This is a genomic window from Tellurirhabdus rosea, assembly GCF_026278345.1.
In the GTDB taxonomy this organism is placed as follows: Bacteria; Bacteroidota; Bacteroidia; order Cytophagales; family Spirosomataceae; genus Tellurirhabdus; species Tellurirhabdus rosea.
This window is the reverse complement of sequence record NZ_CP111085.1, coordinates 1,827,529-1,845,515: the sequence shown is the minus strand read 5'-3', so window position 1 is coordinate 1,845,515 and position 17,987 is coordinate 1,827,529. Positions and strand designations below refer to the sequence as shown.

At 58.0% G+C, this 17,987-nt stretch carries 19 protein-coding genes; 9 read left to right on the top strand and 10 right to left on the bottom strand.

The genetic code is table 11. The annotated features are described in order from the left end of the window. Positions 1-62: 62 nt before the first annotated feature. The 3 genes from ORG26_RS07720 to ORG26_RS07710 all read left to right on the top strand — a co-directional run bounded on the left by ORG26_RS07720 (position 63) and on the right by ORG26_RS07710 (position 1,975). Positions 63-521, top strand: coding sequence for a MarR family winged helix-turn-helix transcriptional regulator (locus ORG26_RS07720; RefSeq protein WP_266368192.1), 459 nt, complete (start codon positions 63-65; stop codon positions 519-521). 41 nt (positions 522-562) lie between these two features. Further along, positions 563-1,198 (top strand): YceI family protein, encoded by a 636-nt coding sequence (locus ORG26_RS07715; RefSeq protein ID WP_266368191.1) that lies wholly within the window; start codon positions 563-565, stop codon positions 1,196-1,198. A 141-nt stretch (positions 1,199-1,339) separates the two neighbouring features. Beyond that, positions 1,340-1,975: an N-acetylmuramidase family protein gene (locus ORG26_RS07710; protein ID WP_266368190.1), complete on the top strand. Its 636-nt coding sequence runs from the start codon at positions 1,340-1,342 to the stop codon at positions 1,973-1,975. A 15-nt stretch (positions 1,976-1,990) separates the two neighbouring features. Here the strand turns inward: ORG26_RS07710 and ORG26_RS07705 are convergent, their stop codons facing one another. Then, on the bottom strand, positions 1,991-2,440 hold the full coding sequence (locus ORG26_RS07705; protein ID WP_266368189.1) for a type I restriction enzyme HsdR N-terminal domain-containing protein: 450 nt from the start codon (positions 2,438-2,440) through the stop codon (positions 1,991-1,993). 110 nt (positions 2,441-2,550) lie between these two features. Between ORG26_RS07705 and ORG26_RS07700 the strand changes: the two genes are divergently transcribed. After that, positions 2,551-3,321 carry an AMP nucleosidase gene (locus tag ORG26_RS07700; RefSeq protein WP_266368188.1) on the top strand — a complete coding sequence of 257 codons (771 nt, stop codon included), beginning with the start codon at positions 2,551-2,553 and terminating at the stop codon, positions 3,319-3,321. Between the two features lie 21 nt (positions 3,322-3,342). Here the strand turns inward: ORG26_RS07700 and ORG26_RS07695 are convergent, their stop codons facing one another. Both ORG26_RS07695 and moeB read right to left on the bottom strand, forming a co-directional pair. Next, the gene (locus ORG26_RS07695) at positions 3,343-4,161 is read right to left on the bottom strand and encodes a class I SAM-dependent methyltransferase (protein ID WP_266368186.1); all 819 of its coding nucleotides are present in this window, start codon (positions 4,159-4,161) and stop codon (positions 3,343-3,345) included. A 192-nt stretch (positions 4,162-4,353) separates the two neighbouring features. Further along, a complete protein-coding gene (gene moeB, locus ORG26_RS07690; RefSeq protein ID WP_266368185.1) occupies positions 4,354-5,541 on the bottom strand; it encodes a molybdopterin-synthase adenylyltransferase MoeB in 1,188 nt (395 codons plus the stop codon). 190 nt (positions 5,542-5,731) lie between these two features. On the opposite strand from moeB, the gene ORG26_RS07685 reads away from it, so the two are divergent. Further along, positions 5,732-6,265, top strand: coding sequence for a DinB family protein (locus ORG26_RS07685; RefSeq protein WP_266368184.1), 534 nt, complete (start codon positions 5,732-5,734; stop codon positions 6,263-6,265). Positions 6,266-6,349: 84 nt separating this feature from the next. Here the strand turns inward: ORG26_RS07685 and ORG26_RS07680 are convergent, their stop codons facing one another. The 3 genes from ORG26_RS07680 to ORG26_RS07670 all read right to left on the bottom strand — a co-directional run bounded on the left by ORG26_RS07680 (position 6,350) and on the right by ORG26_RS07670 (position 10,591). Next, the gene (locus ORG26_RS07680) at positions 6,350-7,012 is read right to left on the bottom strand and encodes a GNAT family N-acetyltransferase (protein WP_266368183.1); all 663 of its coding nucleotides are present in this window, start codon (positions 7,010-7,012) and stop codon (positions 6,350-6,352) included. A gap of 95 nt (positions 7,013-7,107) precedes the next feature. Further along, positions 7,108-8,901, bottom strand: coding sequence for an aspartate--tRNA ligase (gene aspS, locus ORG26_RS07675; protein WP_266368182.1), 1,794 nt, complete (start codon positions 8,899-8,901; stop codon positions 7,108-7,110). Between the two features lie 208 nt (positions 8,902-9,109). Then, entirely contained in the window at positions 9,110-10,591 is a 1,482-nt protein-coding gene (locus ORG26_RS07670; RefSeq protein WP_266368181.1) for a gluconokinase, read from the bottom strand. A gap of 138 nt (positions 10,592-10,729) precedes the next feature. On the opposite strand from ORG26_RS07670, the gene ORG26_RS07665 reads away from it, so the two are divergent. The 3 genes from ORG26_RS07665 (at position 10,730) to ORG26_RS07655 (ending at position 13,333) form a co-directional block, all read left to right on the top strand. Next, positions 10,730-12,232, top strand: a complete 1,503-nt coding sequence (locus tag ORG26_RS07665) for an FG-GAP repeat domain-containing protein (RefSeq protein WP_266368180.1) — start codon at positions 10,730-10,732, stop codon at positions 12,230-12,232. A gap of 114 nt (positions 12,233-12,346) precedes the next feature. Next, positions 12,347-12,931 carry an SET domain-containing protein gene (locus ORG26_RS07660; protein WP_266368178.1) on the top strand — a complete coding sequence of 195 codons (585 nt, stop codon included), beginning with the start codon at positions 12,347-12,349 and terminating at the stop codon, positions 12,929-12,931. Positions 12,932-12,991: 60 nt separating this feature from the next. Next, entirely contained in the window at positions 12,992-13,333 is a 342-nt protein-coding gene (locus ORG26_RS07655; RefSeq protein ID WP_266368176.1) for a hypothetical protein, read from the top strand. On the opposite strand, the gene ORG26_RS07650 is transcribed toward ORG26_RS07655, so the two are convergent. Together ORG26_RS07650 and ORG26_RS07645 are read right to left on the bottom strand one after the other, a co-directional pair. After that, positions 13,330-13,920: a YdeI/OmpD-associated family protein gene (locus ORG26_RS07650; RefSeq protein WP_266368175.1), complete on the bottom strand. Its 591-nt coding sequence runs from the start codon at positions 13,918-13,920 to the stop codon at positions 13,330-13,332. The genes ORG26_RS07655 and ORG26_RS07650 overlap by 4 nt on opposite strands. A 12-nt stretch (positions 13,921-13,932) precedes the next feature. Then, entirely contained in the window at positions 13,933-14,418 is a 486-nt protein-coding gene (locus ORG26_RS07645; RefSeq protein WP_266368173.1) for a YdeI/OmpD-associated family protein, read from the bottom strand. Between the two features lie 79 nt (positions 14,419-14,497). Here ORG26_RS07645 and ORG26_RS07640 point away from each other — a divergent pair, with 79 nt between their 5' ends. Further along, positions 14,498-15,403 (top strand): oxygenase MpaB family protein, encoded by a 906-nt coding sequence (locus ORG26_RS07640; protein ID WP_266368171.1) that lies wholly within the window; start codon positions 14,498-14,500, stop codon positions 15,401-15,403. A 98-nt stretch (positions 15,404-15,501) separates the two neighbouring features. Here ORG26_RS07640 and ORG26_RS07635 read toward each other — a convergent pair whose 3' ends face one another. Both ORG26_RS07635 and proB read right to left on the bottom strand, forming a co-directional pair. Continuing rightward, positions 15,502-16,758, bottom strand: coding sequence for a glutamate-5-semialdehyde dehydrogenase (locus ORG26_RS07635; protein WP_266368170.1), 1,257 nt, complete (start codon positions 16,756-16,758; stop codon positions 15,502-15,504). Between the two features lie 42 nt (positions 16,759-16,800). Then, the gene (gene proB / locus ORG26_RS07630) at positions 16,801-17,838 is read right to left on the bottom strand and encodes a glutamate 5-kinase (RefSeq protein WP_266368168.1); all 1,038 of its coding nucleotides are present in this window, start codon (positions 17,836-17,838) and stop codon (positions 16,801-16,803) included. Positions 17,839-17,987 lie beyond the last annotated feature (149 nt).

The window sequence follows — 17,987 nt, the reverse complement described above, 5'->3', positions numbered from 1 at the left end:
CGGAAATTGGGGAATTAATGCAGGATGCATAGATTCGACAAACGAACGAAACAAGGTCTCTCATGTCAATTGAAGCGGACATCAAACAAACTTCCTCCTTCCGGACGCCTTACCACCGGCTGACGGTCAACCTGATGTTTACCAACAACTGGTTGTGTAACCGCCAGATGCAGGTCCTCAAGCCATTCGGACTGACGTTGCAGCAGTACAACGTCCTCAGGATTCTGCGCGGCCAGCACCCGAAGCCGGTCAAGGTGGCGGACATCACGGAGCGGATGCTCGACAAAATGTCGAACGCTTCGCGGCTGGTGGATAAACTTTTGGCGAAGGATCTGGTCCAACGCACCGAATGCCCCAGCGACCGGCGCGCCGTGGACGTGCTGATTACAGACAAGGGCCTTGATCTGCTCAAAAAGCTGGACAAGGTCATCAACGAACAGGAAGCGGAAATCCAGCGGCTGACGGAAGAAGAGGCCAGCCTGATAAGTCGGCTGCTCGACAAACTGCGCGGCTCAGAGTAAGCAAGAAAGAGTACTTTAATTAACTAATACAACCTAAGACGATGAAAGTTAATCAACTTTTCGCTGGCCTGATGGCCGCTGTACTGCTGGCTTCAGCCCCGGTTATGGCTGAAAACCCCGGTAAAAAAGTTGCCAAAACCACGGCTAAAGCAACAACCTACACCGTGGACGCCACCCAGAGCGTTCTGAACTGGAACGGAAAGAAAGTAACCGGCGAACACTACGGAACGGTGAACATCAGCAAGGGCAACCTGATCGCGGACGGCGGCAAACTGACCGGCGGTACCGTCGAAATCGACCTGCGTACCATCACGTCCACGGACCTGAAGGACAACAAGGAGTACCACGACAAGCTGATCGGACACCTGAAGAACGACGATTTCTTCGGTGTGGACAAGTACCCGACCGCTACCTTCAAAATCACGAAAGTGACTCCGAAAGGCGGTAACCAGTACGACATTGTCGGCGACCTGACCATTAAGGGCAAAACGGCCCCGGCTACGTTCCCGGCCACGGTGACGACCAGCGGCAACACGATCACGGCCAACGGAAAAGCTACCATCGACCGCACGAAGTACGACATCCGTTACGGCTCGAAGTCGTTCTTCTCGAATATCGGCGACAAAGCCATCAACGACGATTTCACGGTGGACATGAAAGTGGTCGCGAAGAAGTAATTCGTCCGTACGTCCCTGTAACTTGAAGCCCCGGCCTGCCAGGTCGGGGCTTTTTGTGCTCATTAAATTGTGTAAACGGAGAGTTACCTGTGTTCATTTTCAGTAACTTGGTTCATCCTTCACCCTTTAACTTTTACCCATATGGCTGTTGTTACGCTTCAGGAACAGGATTTTCAGGACGCCGCCCGGCGGCTGCGCTGTGATGTGCCCGCCATCCGGGCCGTTGCCGAGGTGGAAAGCAGTGGAAGCGGCTTTCTGGCCGACGGTCGCCCGCGCATTCTCTTCGAAGGCCACATTTTCAGCCGTTATACCAAGGGCATTTATAACGCCAACTATCCGGACATCAGCTATCCCAAATGGGACGTCTCCAAATACGCCAAAGGCCCCAATGCCGAAGCCCGCGGGCAGGGCGAGTGGGCGCGGCTGATCAAGGCAAAAATGCTGAACGAGCGGGCGGCCCTGTTTTCGGCCAGTTACGGCATGTTTCAGATCATGGGCTTCAACCACTCCCTTTGCGGCTACACCAGCGTGGATACGTTCGTGGAGGACATGGGCGAAAGCGCCCGGAATCATTTGCTGGCCTTCTGCGAGTACATTGTCCATGTCCGGCTCGACGACGAACTCCGGAATCATTACTGGAAAGAATTCGCCAAACGCTACAACGGGCCGATGTATCAGAAAAACAGGTATGACGAAAAGCTGGCGCTGGCCTACGCCCGTCACGTGGCGGCCCTGAAACCCAAGGCACCCACCCCGACGCTGGTAGCCAAAAAATAACGGCGTCCGGCGGAGTCAGGCGTCAAAGAACTTCGGGAAGTCGGCCAGAAATTCGGTCGTGCCGCTTTCCGGATCGATGCGGCAGCAGTAGTGAATCATTCCATTGGTGACCAGCAGGTAAGGGGCCCGGTGAACGTGGTTGTACCGCGCCGCCTGGTCGAAGACCTGCTGGGTCAGCGGGATGTGCGGCGCTTTGCATTCGACCAGCAGAAACGGCCTGCCCTCCCGGTCGAAGGCCATCACATCCGTCCGTTTCTGCAGGCTGTTGAGCGTCAGTCCGCCCTCCGCCCGGAGCAGGGGTTTGGGATACCCATACTGCGAAATCAGGAGATGAACCACGTGCTGACGAACCCATTCCTCCGGCGTAATGCGCACGTACTTCTTCCGCAATACATCAAAGATGTAGGCTTTCCCCTCAATCTGCTTAATTTTGTGCTCAAATTCCGGTAAGTTCAGCGACACCATACGCCAAAATTAAAAGAGAATGACCGAATGACTGATTGACCGAAGGATTAAATCTGCTTTCGGCTTTCCCATCAGTCATTCGGTCATTCAGCCATTCAGTCATTGACACAATGAAAACCAAAGAAGAGATCGTCCAAAACTGGCTCCCGCGCTATACGGGAACTCCCATCGAGCAGTTCGGGGAGTATATACTGCTGACGAATTTTATCAATTATGTAGAAATGTTCGCCCAGCAGTTCAACGTGGAAATCTACGGAATGGGGCGGGCCATGCAGACGGCTACGGCCGACAACATCACCATCATCAACTTCGGGATGGGCAGCGCCATGGCGGCCACGGTGATGGACCTGCTGACGGCCATCCAGCCCAAAGCGGTGCTGTTTCTGGGCAAATGCGGCGGCCTCAAAAAGACCCAGATCGGCGATCTGGTCCTGCCGATTGCGGCCATCCGCGGCGACGGAACGAGCAACGACTACATGCGGCCCGAAATTCCGGCCCTGCCGTCGTTCCGCCTGCAGCGCGCCGTGTCGTCCATGATCAAAAAACACGAACTGGATTACTGGACCGGTACCGTCTATACGACCAATCGCCGCATCTGGGAACACGACGAGGAGTTTAAAGAATACCTGCGCGAAATCCGGGCGATGGCCATCGATATGGAAACGGCCACGGTCTTTACCGTCGGTTTTGCCAATTCCATCCCGCACGGGGCGCTGCTGCTCGTTTCCGACAACCCGCTCGTTCCGGAAGGGGTGAAGACGGAAGAAAGCGACAAACGGGTCACGTCCATGTTTGTGGAAAAGCACCTGCTCATCGGCATCGATTCCCTGCGCGAACTGGCGACGTCGGGCGAATCGGTGAAGCACCTGCGCTTCGAATAACCCAGGTGCTCCAGCAATTCATCAATACAACGGGCTGACCGGCTTTTGCCAGCAGGTGTAGAAGCCGCTGGCGCAGTTGGTCGGCAACAGGTCGGCCAGGCGGCAATCCAGGCGTTGCAGGGGATACAGGCGGTTGGCCAGCAGCGAGTACGGGAAAACGCGGTCGATGAAATTAGCCTTCGCGAACGTTACGGGCCGGAAGCCATGCTTCTTCAAGAGCGCCTCCAGCGAAGTCCGGCTGAAAAACTGAATATGCGTCAGGTCCGGGTTGGAGCTCTGGCTGGTGGCGTTGGCGTAACCCAGCGACCGTTTGACGGTCACCAGCCAGTCGCCGTAGCCTTTCTTGTTGATCCACTGCATAGGCTTGGTCATCAGCACTTCCCGCGGTCCGTGGCCGTTCGGAACAGTGACGATCAGCCGCCCGCCCGGTTTCAGCAGCCGGTAGGCCGTTTCGACGAGGCTGCCCGGTACGTCGAGGTGTTCGAGGACTTCGCTGCAGACCAGCACGTCGAATTCTCCGGCGGTCGGCAGCGATTCAGCGTCCATTTGTTCAAAGCGGACATTCGGGAAGGCGTTGCGCTTCCGGGCTTCGGCGATGGATTCGGGGTCGATGTCGACGCCCAGGACCGAATACCCGAAACCGCCCAGCACCCGGGCAATGTTCCCGTTGCCGCAGCCGATGTCCATGATGGTCACATCGGGCTTTTGCAGACTTTGGACCTGTTTGACGATAAAATCCAGCCGTTTGAAATCTTCGGCATGCTGGTATTCGGTCAGCGCCTGGTATACTTCCCGGGGCTCGGCACCGGCACTCAAGACCGGCTGTAGCTTCGTGTCCATTCCGTTCAGAACTCTCGTTTTAGACAAACCAAAACGGGTTCTGGTCTGTCCGGCAAATTTTGCCAGTGAATAATCAGATCACAACCAGGAAAGAGAAATGACTTTCTCTTTCCTGGTTGTTTTGTCTGATAATGGCAAAAGTAGTGCCAGTTTACGGCTGGCCTGAACGGCGAAAATGAAAACTCTTCCGGGTTAGTACACTTCCATCTCCGGCTCCACCTCACGGGCCCAGGCATGGATGCCGCCCTGCAGGTTCTTGAGGTTGGTAAAGCCGTGTTCGGTCTGGAGGTAATCGACCACGTACTGGCTCCGGATGCCGTGGTGGCAGTAGACGACCACCGGCCGGTCGGCGGGGATGCGCTTGATGTTGTTGGCGATGATGTTGACCGGAATCAGCACGGCCCCTTCGAGGTGGCAGATGTTGTATTCGGGCCGTTCGCGCACGTCGAGGAGGAAAATTTCTTCGCCCTGGCTCAGCCGGTCAGCCAGTTCTTTCGGCGTGATCTTGCGCTGGGCGGCGGCCGCGGCACCGACTTTGATTCCTTCTTCCCAGCCCCGGCGGGCGGCGGCATCGGCATCGGCCCGCCGACGGACTTTGATCTTCTGAAAACTCATCGCCAGCAGATCGACCATCAGCAGCGAATCCGACAGCGGGTGGCCGATGCCGGTAATTAGCTTGATGGCTTCGTTAGCCTGGTACGTCCCGATCACGCCCGGCAGCACGCCCAGCACGCCCGTGTCGGCGCAGTTGGGAATCTCCATCTGGTTCGGGTGTTCGGGAAACAGGCAGCGGTAGGTGGGTCCGCGCCGGACGGCATTCTGTGACTCTGCGTCCGGGGTTACGGAATTGGGGGCAATGCCCACTGTCAGGGCATCGGCAGAGAGCGGGGCGTTCAGCACGGCAACCTGGCCTTCGAAGCGGTGGATAGCGCCGTAGATGAACGGTTTTCCGAGGAGCACGCAGGCGTCGTTAACCAGATAACGCACCGCAAAATTATCCGTACAGTCGATCACCAGATCGTATTCATCAATGAGCGTCCGGGCGTTGGAGCGGTCCAGCGCGTGGGCGTAGATTTTCAGCCGGATTTCGGGATTCAGTTTCCGGAGGTGATTGGCGGCCATGACGGCTTTGGGCTGCCCGACCTGCTCGGTCGTGTACAGGACCTGCCGCTGCAGGTTGCTGATGTCCACCGTGTCCGGATCAATAATGCCCAGCGTCCCTACCCCCGCCGCTGCCAGATACAGCAGAACCGGACAGCCCAGCCCCCCCGCGCCGACGACCAGCACCCGGGCCTGTTTCAGTTTCAGTTGTCCTTCGGTTCCAATTTCCGGCAGATTCAGATGCTTCTGGTACCGGGCAGTTTCAGCGGGCAGTAACATAAGTATTGGTTGTTGTCTTGATTTCCTTTCTCACAAATGGCCGAGCGCTCTTCTCGTACAGTTTACAACGAAAGTTCGACTTCATTTGCATCCCGTTTTCAAAATTTATTTAATGAGTTAGTTTACATATTGAGAAAAGTGGTAAACTTCAATGATTTTGATAAAATCATCCTGTAAACCCCGTTTAACCATGAAAAAACCACTCTACCTTTTGCTGGTAACCTGCCTGTTTTCGCTGAGCAGCTTCCAGTTGCACGCCCCCGGCACGCTGGCCCAGATGCTGGCCGACTGGCAGCGGGCAAAGGACTACACCAAGGAGTACCTCGACGCCATGCCGGAGGACGGTTACGGCTACAAACCGACACCCGAAGTTCGCAGTTTCGCCGAGCAGATGCTTCACCTGGCCAACGCCAACTTCAACTTCTCCGCCGCCGCCAGCGGAAAGGCTAACCCGTACCAGGGCAAGAATCTGGAAAAGATGGACGAAATGAAAACGAAGGCGGGCCTGACCAAAGTAGTGATGGAGAGCTACGATTTCGCCATGGACGCCCTGAAAGGCATGAACGACAGCCAGATGGGCGAAAGCGTCAAGATTTTTGGCCGCGACATGACCAAAGAACTGGCCTTCGCCAAAGCCTTCGAACACCAGACGCACCACCGCGGCCAGGCAACCGTCTACATCCGCATGCGAGGCGTCAAGCCACCGAATGAGAAGCTTTTTTAGGAAGGTTGAATGATTGAATTTTGAATGATTGATTAGCTCCGCTAAGCAGCCACTGCGGCGGACCGCCTATCAATCATTCAAAATTCAATCATTCAAAATTCCTTCCGAGTGCATTTCCACGATCGCCCAGTCGAAGGGGAGCCATTGGTTGGTGGCTTCGTCGAAGACTTCGGTCGCGGCTTCGCAGGCGAATAGTTTATAGTCAAATTTGGGGTATCGGTGAATCAGGTAGCCGGGGTAATAGTAGGCTTTCTGCTGCTGGCGGGCGTACTCGATCTTCTGGAGCATCAGGTATTTTCCGAGACTGAATTTCCGGTAATCCGGGTCGTAGAAGTTCATAATGCCCGCAATGCTGTCGTAGCCGCAGTCGAAGATGCCCCCGGCAATGAGTCGGGTTCCGTCGCGGACCTCCACCAGTTGCGTATCGAAGGTCGTGTACCGGTCGCCGTCGTAAAGCCAGGACTCGACGGAAAGCGGGGCGTCAAAATTGACCGAAGCCCGGTAGCGCGCGTACAACTCCTCCATCTCGTCGGTAAGCACAAAAGGCTGGACCCGGACCGAAAAACGGCTGTTGGCCTTCAGGACCTGCTGCTGTTTTTTTCCGTAGACAACATCTGCCAGCACAATCCGGAGCCAGTGTACGGAATAAAACGCCTCGTCGAAGCAGACAATCCGGCACGTAAATATATTCTGGTGCATTCGGAAATAGCCGTAACTCAGGTATAAGTCAAGTTGGCTGCCTCGCATGGGAAGAGATATAAGCTACTTTTTAGGGACTAACTTACAAAGAAAAGTGGCCGATGCCAAAGCACCGGCCACCGGAAAGCAGGGGGAAGGCGTCTTTATTTAACCGCAATTTTCAACTCATCCAGCTGCGCCTGGGCGATGGTGGAAGGCGAGTCGATCATCACGTCGCGGCCCGAGTTATTTTTCGGGAATGCGATGAAGTCACGGATCGAATCGGCCCCGCCGAAGATCGAGCACAGCCGGTCGAAGCCGAACGCAATGCCGCCATGCGGGGGCGCGCCGAACTCGAAAGCGTCGAGCAGGAAGCCGAACTGCGCTTTGGCCTCCTCCGGCGTAAAGCCCAGCTTGCCAAACATCATCGACTGAAGTTCCTTCTGGAAGATCCGGATGGAGCCGCCGCCGACTTCCGTGCCGTTGATGACCATGTCGTAGGCGTTGGCGCGCACCGAACCCGGGTCCGTTTCCAGCAGCGGAATGTCCTCCGGTTTGGGCGACGTGAACGGGTGGTGCATCGCAAACCACCGGCCCGTTTCGGGCTTGCCGTCTTCCTCGCCCCATTCGAGCAGCGGGAAGTCGAGGACCCACAGGGCGCTGAACTTATTCGGGTCGCGCAGGCCGAGGCGGGTGCCCATTTCCAGACGCAGTTCGTTCAGCTGCTTGCGGGCCTTCGCGGTTTCGCCCGCCATGATGAGCAGCAGGTCGCCCGGTTCGCAGGGTTCGCCGCTGGTGTTGAACTGAGCCACCCAGCCTTTCAGGTCTTCTTCCGAATAGAACTTGTCGACCGACGATTTGAGCGTGCCGTCCGGGTTGTAACGAACGTACACCAGCCCCTTCGCGCCGATCTGCGGGCGTTTGACCCATTCGGTCAGTTCGTCGAGCTGCTTGCGGGTATACCCGGCGCAGCCTTTGGCGTTGATGCCCACGACGAGTTCCGCCGCGTCGAAGACCGGGAAGGCCTTGCCGGACGTCAGGTCCACCGTGTCGAAGGCACCCTTCAGTTCCACAAACGGCATTCCGAAGCGGGTGTCGGGTTTGTCGGAGCCGTAAAACTGCATGGCGTCGGCGTAGGTCATCCGCGGCACCTCGGGCAGGTCGATGCCTTTCACATTTTTGAACAGGTGCCGGATCAGCCCTTCGAACATCTGAAGAATGTCTTCCTGCTCGATGAACGACATTTCGCAGTCGATCTGGGTGAACTCCGGCTGCCGGTCGGCGCGCAGGTCTTCGTCCCGGAAGCACTTCACAATCTGGTAGTACCGGTCGAAGCCCGACACCATCAGCAGCTGCTTGAAGGTCTGCGGCGACTGCGGCAGGGCGTAAAACTCACCTGGGTTCATACGGCTCGGCACCACAAAATCGCGGGCCCCTTCGGGCGTGGATTTGATGAGCACCGGCGTTTCGACTTCGATAAAGTCCTGTCCGTCCATGTAAATCCGCGTCTGCTGGGCCATGCGGTGCCGCAGTTCGAGGTTCCGGCGGACGCTGCCCCGGCGCAGGTCGAGGTAGCGGTATTTCATGCGGAGGTCGTCGCCTCCGTCGGTTTCGTCTTCAATCAGGAACGGCGGCAGTTTGGCGGGGTTCAGGACCTCCAGGCCCGTCAGCCGGATCTCGATATCGCCTGTCGGCAGGTTCGGGTTTTTGGCAACCCGTTCGATGACCTCGCCGGTCGCTTTTACGACAAATTCACGACCCAGGGTGCGGGCCGTCTGAAGCAGTTCGGGGGCGGTTTTGCTTTCGTCCAGAATGAGTTGTGTCAGGCCATAGCGGTCGCGGAGGTCGATCCAGATCATACCGCCTTTGTCGCGAATGCGCTGCACCCAGCCGCAAAGCGTAACTTCGGTGCCGGTGTGTTCCATGCGGAGTTCACCGCAGGTATGGGTTCGTAGCATAAGGAGCTTTCGTTAATACAAAGGAAAGTGGCGCAAAAGTAACGATTTCAGCTTTATGTAACGCGGAGTGATACTCCGCGCCGCCGAAGGTTGACGAAATACCCGGTAGAATTCTGGATTACGCGGTTCTGCACCCGTAACGCGGAGTATCACTCCGCGCAACCTAAGCTTAAAAGAAATACCTGGTAAATTATTAGAACCATCGGTTCTACGCGGAGTACCACTCCGCGTTACAGTGGGCGGCAAACCGCTGAAACGCCTGCCGATAAACGGCATGGCAGGCCGGGTCCGGCTCAAAGGTTCGTCCGAAACCAACCAGTCGGCTCGCCTCCTGCAGCGTGGGTACCAGGCCGGTCGCTTTCATGCCCAGCAGAATCGCCCCGGTGGAGCCGCTTTCGTTGCTGTCGTTGAGCCGGACCGGTACGCCCGAAATATCGGCCAGCATCTGCACCCAGAGGTCCGAATTGGCAAAGCCGCCGTTGGCGTGGATGATTCGGGTGGGGCCGGTTCGTCGGGCCAGCAGGTTTTCAATCGTTAACAGATTAAAAAGCACCCCTTCCAGCGCCGCCCGGATGAAATGCGCCTGCGTGTGGTGCCAGGCCACATTCAGGTACGCGCCCCGGGCGTGGGCATTCCAGAGCGGCGCCCGTTCGCCCTGCAGGTACGGCAGAAACAGCAGGCCGTCCGAACCGGCCGGGACGGAAGCGGCCTGCTTCAGAGTTTCCTCCGTGTCTTGTAAAGTCAGGTTTTCGGTCAACCATTGAAGGACATTCCCGCCGTTGTTGGTCGGGCCTCCCACGATGTAGCGTGGATGGTCGGCATCGTCGTCCAGAATGTAGCAGAAAAGGCGCTGCTCCGGGTCGGCCATCGGTTTATCGACCGTTCGGCGGATGGCGCCGCTGGTCCCGATGGTCAGCGTGGTCACGCCCGGTTCGATCGCGGCGGCCCCCAGATTGGCCAGACAGCCGTCCGAAGCCCCCGCCACCAGCCGTACCCCTGCCGGAAAGCCAGGAAGTTCGCCCACCCGACCGTCGTATTCCACCGTAAACGTCGTCGGGACGGGTTCGGAGAGCTGATCGGGGCGAATTCCGGCGCGGTCGAGCGCCGGGGCGTACCAGCGTTTGCGGCGCGTGTCGAACAGGCCGGTAGCGCCCGCCATCGAAAAATCGATCTGGTAGCGGCCCGTCAGGCTGTGCCAGATATACTCTTTCAGCGAAATCCAGCGGTCCGTGCGGGCCGGGATGCGGCGGGGATTGTCGGCAAACCACAACAATTTGCTGAACGGCGTCATCGGATGAAGCGGAATCGTGGTCTGCCGGTACAGTTTGGACACGAAATCGGGCGAGTCTTTTTTCAGCCGATCGACCTGCTTCTCGGCCCGGTTGTCCGACCAGAGAATGGCGTTCGTCAGGGGCTTGCCCGCCGCATCCACCGCCAGCAGGCTGTGCATGGCCGTACTGAACGTCATCACGTCGGGGCGCAGGCCCTTCGCGGCGAGCTGCTCACAAACCGACCGAAGCACTTGGTAGAACGCCGCCCGAACGGCCACGGGTGACTGTTCGCTGCAGCCGGGTTTGGGCTGAAGGGTATCGACCGACTCCGAGTCGTGGGCCACCACGGTGCCGTCGGGGGTCATGGCCAGAATTTTTACGTTGGTCGTGCCGAGGTCGGCGCCGAGAAAACAATTCATGAACGGTGTAACAGGTTAGCGTAATGTGCCGGGCCCGCTGAGTGCTTCTGCGTTCGGCGGCCCGACGCCCCGGACGCGTTTTGCTGGCGGAAAAACTGTATCTTCGGAAGATAAACCCAATTCAGCCCGCCGCGCCGGATGATTTTCTTCCAGTATAAACCGCTTGCCGTTTACTTCCTACTCTTTGCCGCCATTCTGGCCGGCTGCTCGTCCTCAAATTCCGCCAGCGAACCCTCAGGTCTGTCCGGTTCCGAACTGGCCAGAACGCACTGCGGAAACTGCCACCAGTTGCCGTCGCCTTCGCTGCTGCCGAAAAAATCGTGGGCCGAAGGCGTGCTGCCGGTGATGGGCCTGCGGCTGGGCTTTCGGTCCGACACGCTGGATTTGTATAAACAGGAAGCGGAGTTCCGGGATTATCAGGAAGGCGTCAAACTGGGCGTGTATCCGGCCGGGCCCGTTCTGCACCGCGACGACTGGCTGAAACTGGTCCGCTATTACCTCGAAAACGCGCCCGACGAATTACCCGCCCAGACCCGGAAAATACCCGTTACGGATGATCTGACCCTTTTTCAGCCGAGAGCCCTGCCGGGCGTGGAGCCATTAGTGACGGCTTTCGGCTTTGACTCCGTGCAGCAAACGATGCTGGTCGGGACGCGGTCGGGAAAGGTGAGCGTCTTCAACCGGCAGTTTCAGAAAACGGATTCGTCCCGGCAGACGAGCGCCGTGGCGGGGCTTTACCCACGGCCAAATGCCCCGCTTCAGGTGCTGACGATGGGCAAGATGGACCCGAACGACGACTCCACCGGCACGCTCGGGCCGCTGACGGGTCTTCACCGACCGGTGCATGCGGCCTATGCCGACCTGAACCGGGACGGCCGCGAAGATATGGTAATCAGCCAGTTCGGCTACCGGACTGGCCTGCTGACCTGGCACGAAGCCACGGCGAACGGCTTTCGGCAACATGTGCTGGACGGCAATCCGGGCGCACGAATCACCCACATCCGCGACGTGAACCAGGACGGCTGGCCCGATGTGGTGGCGCTGCTGGCGCAGGGCGATGAGCAAGTGGTGGTTTTTGTCAATCAGAAGAACGGCACCTTTGCCCGCCGGACGCTGCTGCGTTTTCCGTCCGTATATGGGTCCAGTTACCTCGAACTGGCCGATATGGACGGCGATGGTGACGAAGACCTGGTGTACACCAACGGCGACAATGCGGACTATTCCCACACGCTGAAACCCTACCATGGCGTCCGGATTTTTCTGAACGACGGCCAGTTTCGGTTCCGTCCGGGCTGGTTTTATCCGCTTCATGGCGCGACCCAGGCGCTGGCCCGCGACTTTGACGGCGACGGCGACGTGGATGTGGCGGCCATTGCCTATTTTCCGGATTTTGGCCGGAAGCCGGGCGAAAGCTTCGTGTTTCTGGAGAACGCCGGGAAGCTGCGTTTCCGGCCCCGTACTTTTTCTGCCGCCGACCGGGGCCGCTGGCTGACGATGGCGGCGGCCGATGTGGACCGGGATGGCGATACCGACCTGCTGCTGGGTTCCTTTTTCATGTCCGTGACGCCCACGCCGCCCGACCGCATCGAGCAGTGGCGGCGCTTGCCGGGTGCCTGGCTGCTGGAAAACCGGTCCCGGTGAGGGAAAACGGAAAAGACTCTACGCTCGAATCTTTGCTTTTCCGGCCAACTGTTTGCCGGTTCAAACGGTTTGCGGTATACATTATAGAAAAATCAGCCAACGCCAATCGCTTCGATGATTCATCCGGATACTTACGTGAAGGACACGCCCAAAGGACTGGGCCTCTTTGCCAAACGCCCGTTCCGCCGGGGCGAAATTTTGTGGATAATCGATGAGGTGGACGCCCGGATTCCGCTGGCTGAGTACGAAGCCCTGTCGGATTTCCAGCGCAATAAAATCAATATCTACTGCTACCTCGACTACCTGAACCGCGTAATTGTGCCCTGGGATGAAGGTAAGTACGTCAACCACTCCTGCGAACCCAATTCGACGGGACTGCTGGAGTTTGATAACCTGAGTATCGCCCTGCGGGACATTGCCCAGGACGAGGAGATTGTCGAAGATTATTATTGTTACTACGGTCATTTCGAGACGTTTACCTGCCGGTGTGGCTCGTCGAACTGCCGGAACCTGATTGCGCAGGAAGCCTCGTTCGACCCCGGCCTGCGGATTCCACTGGAGGAAATCGCACCCCTCATCCTGAGTTTGCCGCAGCCGCTGCTGGCCGTGGTGTCGGTCGAAAACCGCGCGTTGTTCGAGCGCCTCGATGCGTTTCGGCAGCCGGTGGAGGTACATCTTAATGGAAAATTAAAAACATAAATTTTCCGCTCTGCCAATTAGTTTGTAGATTTGTAAGTTCTACCGTAACTAATTGGCAGTATGCTTTTTAAGATAAATGGAGTTTGGTTGTTGATCGTTCTGGAAATTGTATCTCTTGTAGCTGATTACCTCATTAAAAAAGCTTCTCTACAAAACGGCCTTTCGGGCTGGAAGCCGCTGGCCGCGGGAGCGGTCGTCTACGGGGCCACGGCCATCGGCTGGTTTCTGATGATGCGTTCCTACAAACTGGTGACGGTCAGCGTCATGCACTCTTTCGGCGTCATGGCCCTGAGCCTGCTGATGGGTCTGTTCATCTTCCGGGAAACCATTACCCCCCGCGAATGGACAGGTGTGGCGCTCGGCCTGGTGGCGCTCTACCTGCTGATGCCGACCGATTCCTAAGGCCGGTATTGGTTCGCTTTGACGTTTTCGGCCGCCAGCCGCACGGTCTCCTCCACGCGCTTCTGCCGGGTTTCGGGCCGCCGGGCGCTTGCAATCCAGTAATAAATGCCTTTTTTGACCGACTTGCTGAACGCCTCGAAATACTGCCGGGCGGTCGGGTTGGCAGCCAGCGCTTCGGCCAGATCGGCGGGCATGATCAGTTCTTCAATGGCGTCCAGCGACGTCCACGAGCCGTTTTCCTTCGCAATGTCGATGCACCGCTGGCCCGCTGGGGTCATGAGCCCGTCGGCAATAAGCCGTTCGATACGCGTTTTGTTGAGCTTCGACCAGACGCTTTTGGGCTTGCGGGGCGTGAACGCCTGTTTGTAACGGTTGTCGTCGAGCTTGTTGGGCTTGCTGTCGATCCAGCCGAAACAAAGGGCTTCCTCCACAGCCTCCTCGTACGAAACGCGGGCTTTGCCGCTGCCTTTTTTATAGCTGACGAGCCAGATGCCGGGCGACGACGCATGGTTGGCGGCCAGCCAGTCGCGCCATTCCTGCCGGTTGTAAGCGGTAAAAACGTCCAGGGTATCAAAAAATCCGGCCATCGGCAAAAGAGGTTAGTTGTTGGTTTTCCAGAGCTTCTGTCCTTTCAGGACGTTATCGATCATCTTCACGATTCGCTCCACGCGCGTTTCGTCTTTTTTGGCCGAATAAATCCAGTCGACGTAGACCTTCTGTTCGCCTTTGGGAAGCCGCTGAAAATGGTCGTAGGCGGGCGGCTCGGCCTGCAGACAGTCGATGAGTTCCTGCGGAATCTCGTCGGGTGTATCGTCTTTAAACAGAACTACCCGGACCAGATCGCCTTCTTTCTTCCCGATGCGCTTCCGGATTTCGGCTTTAACGGGCAGAAACAGTTTCCCGTTGCCCATCGGCATCAGCCGGTACTGTTTCAGTTCGTAGCCGTCGATGCTGCCCCGGACTTTCACCCAGCCGAACCACGCTTTCCGGTCGGGCAGGATTTCCGGGATTTCGGCGTATGTCCAGCCGCCTTTACCGGGGAATTTGTGGAGCCGGTAGTCCTGATCGACAAGAGGTTCTTCCATAAGATTTTCCAGGGTAAAGGTCAGATCGGTTCCGGCAAATTATTCTATATTTCCGTTTATTTCCAAAATTCAACGCCGCATGCTTGCCACCGCTCCCTATCCTCCGGTTTACGCCAAAAAGCTGGGCCTGTTCCGCAATCCGGCCGTTCGGGACGAATTACGGCGTCTGGACCCGGAGAAGGACTACCAGCGCATGGTTCAGTTGCTGGTCGGTTACGAATTTTCCTTCGACATCACGCGGGCGCTCGAACTGGCCCTGTTTCATACCTACGCGAGTCCGCGCATTTCGGGCCTGCTCGCCCGCACGGGCGAATTCGAGCGCCGCGGACAGCAGCGTTACGACGATACGAGTATGCTGATTTCGTGGTTCATGCAGGAAGGGCTGGACAGCGAACCCGGCCGCCGCGCCATCGAGCAAATGAACCGCATCCACGGCCATTACCGGATTGCCAACGACGATTACCTGCTGGTCCTTTCGACGTTCGTGTTTTACCCAATTGACTGGATAGCCCGGTACGGCTGGCGCAAACTGACCGCCGCCGAAGAGCGGGCCCTGTTTCTGTTCTGGATGGAAGTAGGCCGCCGGATGCACATTCAGCATATTCCCGCCACGGTGGACGAACTCCGGGCCTTCACGGATACTTACGAAGCGAACCATTTCCGGTACACCGAAAGCAACCGCCGCATCGCCGATGCCACCGTCCGCATTGTCGAGAACTGGTTTCCGGCCCCGCTGCGTCCGCTGGTGCAGCCATCGTTTGCGGCCCTCATTAGTCCCAAACTGCGGGAAGCGTTCGGTTACCAAACGCCGCCCGGCTGGTTTAAGGGCATGCTCCAGGCTGCTTTCTGGCTCCGCAAATGGCCCCTGCGCTACCTCACCTTCGAGTCCTACCCGGCGCTCATCGCAAACCGCCACTACCGCTCCTACCGCAAAGGCATCCCGGAAATCGAAGAACTGGGACCCCCCCAAAAAGTTAAGAGTTAAAAATTAAAAGTTAAAAGTAAGGCTCCGCCAGGTCAGGACACCCGATTAAGCGGAGCCTTACTTTTAACTTTTAATTTTTAACTCTTAACTGTAGTTTCTTACCTTGTTTGCCCATCGCCCACCACGACCCATTTTTCGGTGACCAGTTTTTCGAGGGCGAAGGGGCCGCGGGCGTGGAGCTTCTGGGTCGAAATGCCGATTTCGGCGCCCAGGCCGAAGCAGCCGCCGTCGGTAAAGCGGGTGGAGGCGTTGGCGTAAACGGCCGCGGCGTCCACTTCGGTCAGGAAACGGTCGATCACGGACGGGTTCTGCGAAATAATGGCTTCCGAGTGCCGCGACGAATACTGCTGAATGTGCGCCAGCGCCTCGTCGGGGCCGGAAACGACCCGAACGGCGCATTTATAATCCAGAAATTCGCGGCCAAAATCTTCCGGCTGGGCCCGTTGCAGCAGGGGATACCCCGCTTCGTGCAGGATCGAAAAGGCCGTTTCGTCGGCAAAGACTTCCACGTTCCACTTCGTAAAATCGTCTTTGAGCATCGGCAGAAAGGCCGGAGCCACGGCGGCATCCACCAGCACGCAGTCGAGGGCGTTGCAGACCGAAGGCCGCGATACTTTGGCGTTGACTACAATGTTCCGGGCTTTCAGCAGGTCGGCCGAGGCTTCCACGTACGTATGGCAGACGCCCGCGCCGGTCTCGATGGTCGGCACGAGCGAGTTTTTCCGGACAAACTGAATGAGCCCTTCGGAGCCACGGGGAATGATGATATCGACGTAGCGGGTCGCCGTCAGCAGTTCGTTTACCACCGCGCGGTCAGGCGGCAGCAGCGTAACCGCCGCTTCTGGAACGCCCGCTTCGCCCAGCGCCCGGTGAATGAGGCTCACCAGCGCCGTGTTGGAGTAGTGTGCCTCCTTGCCGCCTTTCAGCACGCAGGCATTGCCCGACCGCAGGCAGAGGGCCGCCACATCGAGCGTCACGTTGGGTCGGGATTCGTAGATAACACCCACCACGCCCAGCGGAACGGCAATTTTCCGGAGTTGCAGTCCCTGTTCAATCGTCCGCTGAAGCAGCACCTCGCCGGTCGGGTCGGGCAGGGCGGCCACGTCGCGTAGGCTGTCGGCGAGCGCCCGGATGCGGCTTTCGTTCAGCAGCAGTCGGTCTTTTTTCGGGTCGCCGTCCGGCATGGCGTCGAGGTCTTTTCGGTTTTCGGCCAGAATCAGCGCTACGTGGTCGTTCACCAGATCGGCCAGGCGGAGCAGCAGATCGGCTTTTTTCTGATCCGACAGCCGCCGGACCGCTGCCGAGGCGGTCTGGGTTTGCTGCAGGAGGGGCATTATGGAGATTGTCGTCGTCATCGAGGTTTAGAAGGAACGCTTTACAGTTTCAGGAAGGACCGCTTACAGCAGCACAATGTCGTTGGCGTGGGCCACTTCCACGTTGGGCAGGCCGCGCTGCTGGTCGATGCCGTCCGAGGACAGACGGGCCCGGGCCACGGCCACCGCCCGGCCTTTCTCGTCGCAGATTTCGACCACTTCGCCCGTAGCAAACTCGCCTTCCACGGCCCGGACGCCCACGGCGAGCAGACTGCTCCGGCGTTCGAGAGCGGCCACGGCCCCGGCATCGATGCGGAGCCGACCGGCCGTCAGGCTGCCGCTGCCGAGCCACCGCTGCCGGGCGGGAAGTCGCCGGGCCGAAAGCGCGCTTTCCTGCGGCGGAAAAGTGGTGCCGGTTTGTCCGTCGAGCGCCCGGATAATACCGTCGGGCTGGTTGAGTCCGAAAATGGTCGTGCGGATACCCATGCGGGTAGCCAGTTTGGCAAAGGTCAGTTTGGAGGCCATGCCACCGAGTCCGAGCGCCGATTTTTCGGTCCGAACGAGGCCAAAAACCGCCTCATCGACCTGCGGAATAGTCGGAATGATTTGTCCAGACGCGTCGAGCAGCCCGCCGACGGAGGTGCACAACATGAGGTGCGTGGCTCCGAAGCCGACGGCGATGAGTGTAGCCAGTTCGTCGTTATCCGAAAACTTCAGTTCGCGGTCGCTGACCACGTCGTTTTCGTTCGCAATCGGAATAATGCCGTTTTTCCACAGTTCCTGCACTGTTTCCTGTAGTTGCAGAAACTGCGTCCGGTTGGCAAAATGCCGCCGTTCGCAGAGTGCCTGGGCCACCGGAATGTTGTATTGGGAAAAGTATTTCGAATAAATATTGAGCAGCAGCAGATTACCGACGGCGGCGGCGGCCTTGCGCTGGGCGAGTTCGCCCCGGTAGCCCTGGATAAGCCCCCGGCCCGCGCCCACCGCCCCCGACGACACCAGAATCACCTGATACCGGGTATGCAACTGCGCCACCTGCCGGGCAATGTCGGCCATGGCGGTTTCGTTGAGCGAACCGTCCGAATGGGTAATGGAGGCCGTACCGAATTTAATGACAATCATCCTGAACTTGGATTACACAGATTAATGGATTTACCGCGATGGAGCGCAGAACGGCAAGTCCCGCGCTTTTCAGGAAGATGAAGCGTAGCGGCCACAAAAGTACGGCGATTTATTTTAATTGAGTGAATGAGTGATTGAGTGAATGAGTG

What these genes read in the sequence shown, in the direction of transcription:
- ORG26_RS07720 (WP_266368192.1), top strand. Translation starts at nt 63, where the DNA reads ATGTCAATTGAAGCGGACATCAAACAAACTTCCTCCTTCCGGACGCCT.
- ORG26_RS07715 (WP_266368191.1), top strand. Translation starts at nt 563, where the DNA reads ATGAAAGTTAATCAACTTTTCGCTGGCCTGATGGCCGCTGTACTGCTG.
- ORG26_RS07710 (WP_266368190.1), top strand. Translation starts at nt 1,340, where the DNA reads ATGGCTGTTGTTACGCTTCAGGAACAGGATTTTCAGGACGCCGCCCGG.
- ORG26_RS07705 (WP_266368189.1), bottom strand. Translation starts at nt 2,440, where the DNA reads ATGGTGTCGCTGAACTTACCGGAATTTGAGCACAAAATTAAGCAGATT.
- ORG26_RS07700 (WP_266368188.1), top strand. Translation starts at nt 2,551, where the DNA reads ATGAAAACCAAAGAAGAGATCGTCCAAAACTGGCTCCCGCGCTATACG.
- ORG26_RS07695 (WP_266368186.1), bottom strand. Translation starts at nt 4,161, where the DNA reads ATGGACACGAAGCTACAGCCGGTCTTGAGTGCCGGTGCCGAGCCCCGG.
- moeB (WP_266368185.1), bottom strand. Translation starts at nt 5,541, where the DNA reads ATGTTACTGCCCGCTGAAACTGCCCGGTACCAGAAGCATCTGAATCTG.
- ORG26_RS07685 (WP_266368184.1), top strand. Translation starts at nt 5,732, where the DNA reads ATGAAAAAACCACTCTACCTTTTGCTGGTAACCTGCCTGTTTTCGCTG.
- ORG26_RS07680 (WP_266368183.1), bottom strand. Translation starts at nt 7,012, where the DNA reads ATGCGAGGCAGCCAACTTGACTTATACCTGAGTTACGGCTATTTCCGA.
- aspS (WP_266368182.1), bottom strand. Translation starts at nt 8,901, where the DNA reads ATGCTACGAACCCATACCTGCGGTGAACTCCGCATGGAACACACCGGC.
- ORG26_RS07670 (WP_266368181.1), bottom strand. Translation starts at nt 10,591, where the DNA reads ATGAATTGTTTTCTCGGCGCCGACCTCGGCACGACCAACGTAAAAATT.
- ORG26_RS07665 (WP_266368180.1), top strand. Translation starts at nt 10,730, where the DNA reads ATGATTTTCTTCCAGTATAAACCGCTTGCCGTTTACTTCCTACTCTTT.
- ORG26_RS07660 (WP_266368178.1), top strand. Translation starts at nt 12,347, where the DNA reads ATGATTCATCCGGATACTTACGTGAAGGACACGCCCAAAGGACTGGGC.
- ORG26_RS07655 (WP_266368176.1), top strand. Translation starts at nt 12,992, where the DNA reads ATGCTTTTTAAGATAAATGGAGTTTGGTTGTTGATCGTTCTGGAAATT.
- ORG26_RS07650 (WP_266368175.1), bottom strand. Translation starts at nt 13,920, where the DNA reads ATGGCCGGATTTTTTGATACCCTGGACGTTTTTACCGCTTACAACCGG.
- ORG26_RS07645 (WP_266368173.1), bottom strand. Translation starts at nt 14,418, where the DNA reads ATGGAAGAACCTCTTGTCGATCAGGACTACCGGCTCCACAAATTCCCC.
- ORG26_RS07640 (WP_266368171.1), top strand. Translation starts at nt 14,498, where the DNA reads ATGCTTGCCACCGCTCCCTATCCTCCGGTTTACGCCAAAAAGCTGGGC.
- ORG26_RS07635 (WP_266368170.1), bottom strand. Translation starts at nt 16,758, where the DNA reads ATGACGACGACAATCTCCATAATGCCCCTCCTGCAGCAAACCCAGACC.
- proB (WP_266368168.1), bottom strand. Translation starts at nt 17,838, where the DNA reads ATGATTGTCATTAAATTCGGTACGGCCTCCATTACCCATTCGGACGGT.